This is a genomic window from Roseateles sp. (assembly GCF_031397715.1).
Lineage (GTDB): Bacteria > Pseudomonadota > Gammaproteobacteria > Burkholderiales > Burkholderiaceae_C > Paucibacter_A.
This window is the reverse complement of record NZ_JANNMI010000275.1, coordinates 1-4,121: the sequence shown is the minus strand read 5'-3', so window position 1 is coordinate 4,121 and position 4,121 is coordinate 1. Positions and strand designations below refer to the sequence as shown.

Here is a 4,121-nt window from a genome sequence, read left to right as displayed (position 1 = left end):
GGTCTTGTAGCGAAAGGCCCAGCCGCGCAGCAAGGTGTACAGCGGCGCATCGGTCTGGCCCTCATGGATCAAGGTCTCCATCGCGCCGAGCCGCAGCTCACGCTGCTTCAAGGAGTGCACTAGGCTGACTTCCTCCTCGGTGTGGTCAATGAAAAGCGGCAGCTGGCGCAAAGGACAATCGCCGCACGAGGTCACGCTGGTCGGCTCAGTCGGCCGGGTCTGAGAAGAAGGCGTTGGCATCGGGCTTGGGGGCGGTTGGGGTGGGGGGAGTGGGGCGGGCGCCCGAGTATCGGTCAATTGGCGGAGGCCAATGGGTGGGGTGGCTGCGGCGGCGACACAAGCAACAGCGAAGTCTGGCCGGTGATTGCGCTTGTTTTCTGACCTGACCGCGCTTGGGCGCGCTTTACCATCAAGGTCAAATGCCGCTCATCAAACCGTCTCCGCTGCGCCGCCTGCTCGCCCGGCGCCCCGTCCGGCCCGAGCACCACCGTGCCCGCGACTTGATCGCCAGCATTGATGCCGGCGGGATCCCTCTGCACCCCGGCAAGGTGAACCAGATTGCGCGCGAGTTGGGCCTGGAGGTCTCGCGAGATGCGCCGGTGGCGGCCACCATCGCGCGCCTGCGTGCGCTGCTGCTGGCTTAGCCGCCAACGAAGGGCTGCGCCTGCGCCGGCCGCTACCGGCCGCGCAAAGTTGCGGGGATTTCCGACTTGCTACACTGCTGCGTCGGGGTTTGGTGCGGGGTTGATCTGCCTTGACTCGTCGGTCGACCGGCCGACCACGCAGAGCCGCAAACGGGATTTGAAGCATGCTGATTCGACTGATTTACTTGAGCAGACTTGTCGGCTCGCAGAGCCCCGAACTCACCGATTCGATTTTGTGCAAGGCGCAAGCCTGGAATACGCAAAACGACATCACCGGCATGCTTTGCGAGGGGCAAGGTGTTTATCTGCAAGCGCTTGAAGGCGAGCGCAACATAGTCACGAGCTTGTACGCCCGCATTCATGCGGACCCACGGCACAAGGATCTGGAACTGCTGCATTGCGAGTCGATCGCCGAGCGGCGCTACCGGGGATGGTCGATGGCGCGCGTGCGGCTGTCTGACGTGGACCCAGAAACGAAGATCGTTTGGCCAGAGTTTGACCCCTACTCAGTCAGTGGCGCTTTGGTGATGGCGCGAATCGATGAACTGGTCGCCGCTGGACAGCCGGTCCAAGCAGCATCGACTTGACCCCGCCGGTTGCCTAGCGAGCGCGACCCGCAGCCTGGCGGGGTCGCTGCTCAAAGACTCTCAAACGTTGGCCTGCAGCCCCAGTTCCAGACCGGGCAGCGTCATGCGCAGAAACAGCGCGTGAATCTCGGCCGCTGTCCAAGCGGTCGGCGTGGCCATCCACCACGCCAGCGTGGACCAAAGCGCGCCCACCACATATTGCGTTGACAGCGCCAAGGCGGCGTCATGCTGGCCGCGGCTGAGCCGCCCTTGCGCCAGGTCTGCGCGCACCAGCTCCAGCAACATGGCGCGGATCTTGTGTTCGACGCTCAGCTCGCTTTCACGCACCACGGTCATCTGATAGAGCTGGCGGTGCGCGGCCACATGGCCGAAGAAGGCCTCGGTAAAGCCCAGGCGCTGGCCCGGCCGCGCCGCCCTCTCGTCCAGCAGCCAGGCACGTAGATTGGCCACGCTGCTGGCCAACAGCTCGTCTTTGCTGTCGAAATGAGCATAGAAGGTGGCCCGGCCAATGCCGGCGCGGTCGAGCAGGTTTTGCACCGTCAGCCGCTCGTAGCCGCGCTCGCACATCAGCTCGAACAGGGCACCGAGCAGCCGCTCGCGGCTGTGCCGAGTGCGGCTATCGGTGGCGGTGTTGGCGGGGTTTGGGTTTGCGGCGCGTGGACTGGGCATGGGCAAAGGTGAACAAGTTGACGGAATCTATTCGGTGCCGAACAAGTGCCATCGATCTGTTCGGGTGTTCTTGGTTGGCGAACAGTATGTTCCGCTTGTCGCCGTTTCAACCGAGAGTTTGCGCTATGCCTGATTTGCCTTTCGTTCGCCCGCTGATCGAGTTCAGTGGCCTTTGCAAAACCTATGCCGGGCCGAGCGGGGGCTTTCATGCCTTGCAAGATTTGCAGCTGAAAATCGGCGCCGGTGAATGCCTCGCCGTGGTGGGCAAGTCCGGCAGCGGCAAGACCACCTTGATCAATTTGCTGGCCGGCATCGACAGCCCCACGGGCGGCGCACTGCGGGTCGGCGATGCGGACTTGCGACGCCTGTCGGAAGAGCAAATGACGATCTGGCGCGGCCGCCAGCTGGGCCTGGTGTTCCAGTTTTTTCAGCTGCTGCCGACGCTGACGGTGCTGGAGAACGTGATGCTGCCGATGGACTTTTGCGCCAGCTTCCCCGCTGCGCAGCGGCGCGGGCGGGCGCTGGGCTTGCTGAGCCGCTTGGGGGTGGAGGCGCAGGCCCACAAGCTGCCGTCGGCGCTATCGGGCGGGCAGCAGCAGCGCGTGGCCATTGCCCGTGCGCTGGCGAATGACCCGCCGCTGTTGCTGGCCGACGAGCCGACCGGCAACCTCGACTCGGCCACCGCCCGGGAGGTAATGGGTCTGCTGGCGGCGTTGGCTGCCGCGGGCAAAACGGTGCTGGTGGTGACGCACGAGGCGGATCTGAGCCGCTTCTTCACCCGCAGCATCACCTTGCATGACGGGCGCATCGTGCACGACAGCGCGGCGCCAGCAAGCGAGACGCCATGAGCCCGCGCTGGATCAAACTCTGGCGCGATGCGGTGGCGGCGCGTGGCCGCTTCTTGTCGCTGGTGCTGGCGCTGGCGGCGAGCATTGCGGCCGTCACCACCATGCTGAGCACTTACACGGTGCTGATGCGCGAAGTGCCGGCCAACTATCAAGGCTCGCGCCCGGCCTCGGCCCAGCTGGAGTTGGCCGGCGAGCTTGACCCGGCCTTTGTTGAGCGCTTGCGTGCGCGGCCCGGCGTTGCTGCCGCGGAGCTGGGCCGCAGCCTCGGCGCGCGCGTGCGGATTGGCACGCAGGTCGGCACGCAGGTCGGCGCGCAAGACTGGTTGCCGATGCGGATCTTTGTCGTGCCCGACCTGGCCGCTCAGCGCATCAACCGTCTGCACCCCGAGGCCGGCGCTTGGCCGCCGCCCGATGGCAGCGTCTTGATCGAGCGCAGCGCCCTGCCGCTAACGGGTAGCCGCATCGGTGGCATGCTCGCCTTCGAGCTGCCGGGCTTGGGTGCCCGCCAAGTCCGCATCAGCGGCACCGTACAAGACCCCGGCGTGGCGCCGGCCGGCCAGGAGCAGATCATTTATGCCTATATGAGCCAAGCGACCCTGGCGGGCCTGGGCGAGCATGGCGCGCTGAATGTGCTCAAACTCGTCTTGAACGAGGAGCGCGACAGCGCCCAGATCGAGGCCGCCGTGCTGGCCTTGCGCCCCTGGTTGGCGGCCCAGGGCCATGCGCTGCGAGGCGCGCGTATCCCGCCGCCGCGCATGCATCCGCACCAGGGGCAGATGAATGCGGTGATGGCGATGTTGCTGGTGTTCAGTCTCTTGGCCATGCTGCTGGGCGCCGTGCTCAGCGCCACCGTCGTGCACGGTTTGTTGGCGCAGCAGATCCGCCAGATCGCCATCATGAAGGCCATCGGTGCGAGTGCGGGCGCGCTGGCCCGGCTCTACCTGAGCCTGGTCGCGCTGCTGGCGGTCGCGGCCTTGGCGCTGGGCTTGCCGCTGGGCTTGTGGGCCGGGCGTGTCTTCATCGCCGCGACGGCGGCCCTGCTCAATCTGCGTCTGCAAAGTTTGCTGCCGCCGTTCTGGGTCTATGTCTGCGTGGTGGCGCTGGGCTTGGCCGCTCCTTTGTTGGCGACTTGGCTGCCGGTGCGTGCCGCCACTCGGCGCAGCGTGCGTGCGGCCATGGACGAGCAGGGCTTGAGCGCCGCCAGCGGCGCCGAGGACGGCTGGCTGACCCGGCTGAGTTTGCGTGATGCAGCGCTGACCTTGGCCTTGCGCAATAGTTTCCGGCACCGCTCCCGTTTGCTGCTGAGCGTGAGCCTGCTGGCCGGCGCCGGCGCCGGCGCGATGCTGATCACCTGCCTGAACCTGCGTGCGGCT

The 4,121-nt window shown here is 66.3% G+C and carries 5 protein-coding genes; 4 read left to right on the top strand and 1 reads right to left on the bottom strand.

All coding sequences use genetic code 11. The annotated features are described in order from the left end of the window. Positions 1-419: 419 nt before the first annotated feature. Entirely contained in the window at positions 420-644 is a 225-nt protein-coding gene (locus RMO57_RS12130; RefSeq protein WP_310386943.1) for a hypothetical protein, read from the top strand. Between the two features lie 164 nt (positions 645-808). Beyond that, positions 809-1,231, top strand: a complete 423-nt coding sequence (locus tag RMO57_RS12125; protein ID WP_310386942.1) for a BLUF domain-containing protein — start codon at positions 809-811, stop codon at positions 1,229-1,231. 60 nt (positions 1,232-1,291) lie between these two features. On the opposite strand, the gene RMO57_RS12120 is transcribed toward RMO57_RS12125, so the two are convergent. Next, entirely contained in the window at positions 1,292-1,900 is a 609-nt protein-coding gene (locus tag RMO57_RS12120) for a helix-turn-helix domain-containing protein (RefSeq protein WP_310386940.1), read from the bottom strand. A gap of 125 nt (positions 1,901-2,025) precedes the next feature. Between RMO57_RS12120 and RMO57_RS12115 the strand changes: the two genes are divergently transcribed. Together RMO57_RS12115 and RMO57_RS12110 are read left to right on the top strand one after the other, a co-directional pair. After that, a complete protein-coding gene (locus RMO57_RS12115; RefSeq protein WP_310386938.1) occupies positions 2,026-2,748 on the top strand; it encodes an ABC transporter ATP-binding protein in 723 nt (240 codons plus the stop codon). Beyond that, positions 2,745-4,121 (top strand): FtsX-like permease family protein (locus RMO57_RS12110; RefSeq protein WP_310386936.1); only part of this gene is annotated, 1,377 nt, incomplete at its 3' end. The genes RMO57_RS12115 and RMO57_RS12110, both read left to right, overlap by 4 nt.

Coding starts and splice junctions, on each gene's coding strand:
- RMO57_RS12130 (WP_310386943.1), top strand. CDS start 420: ATGCCGCTCATCAAACCGTCTCCGCTGCGCCGCCTGCTCGCCCGGCGC.
- RMO57_RS12125 (WP_310386942.1), top strand. CDS start 809: ATGCTGATTCGACTGATTTACTTGAGCAGACTTGTCGGCTCGCAGAGC.
- RMO57_RS12120 (WP_310386940.1), bottom strand. CDS start 1,900: ATGCCCAGTCCACGCGCCGCAAACCCAAACCCCGCCAACACCGCCACC.
- RMO57_RS12115 (WP_310386938.1), top strand. CDS start 2,026: ATGCCTGATTTGCCTTTCGTTCGCCCGCTGATCGAGTTCAGTGGCCTT.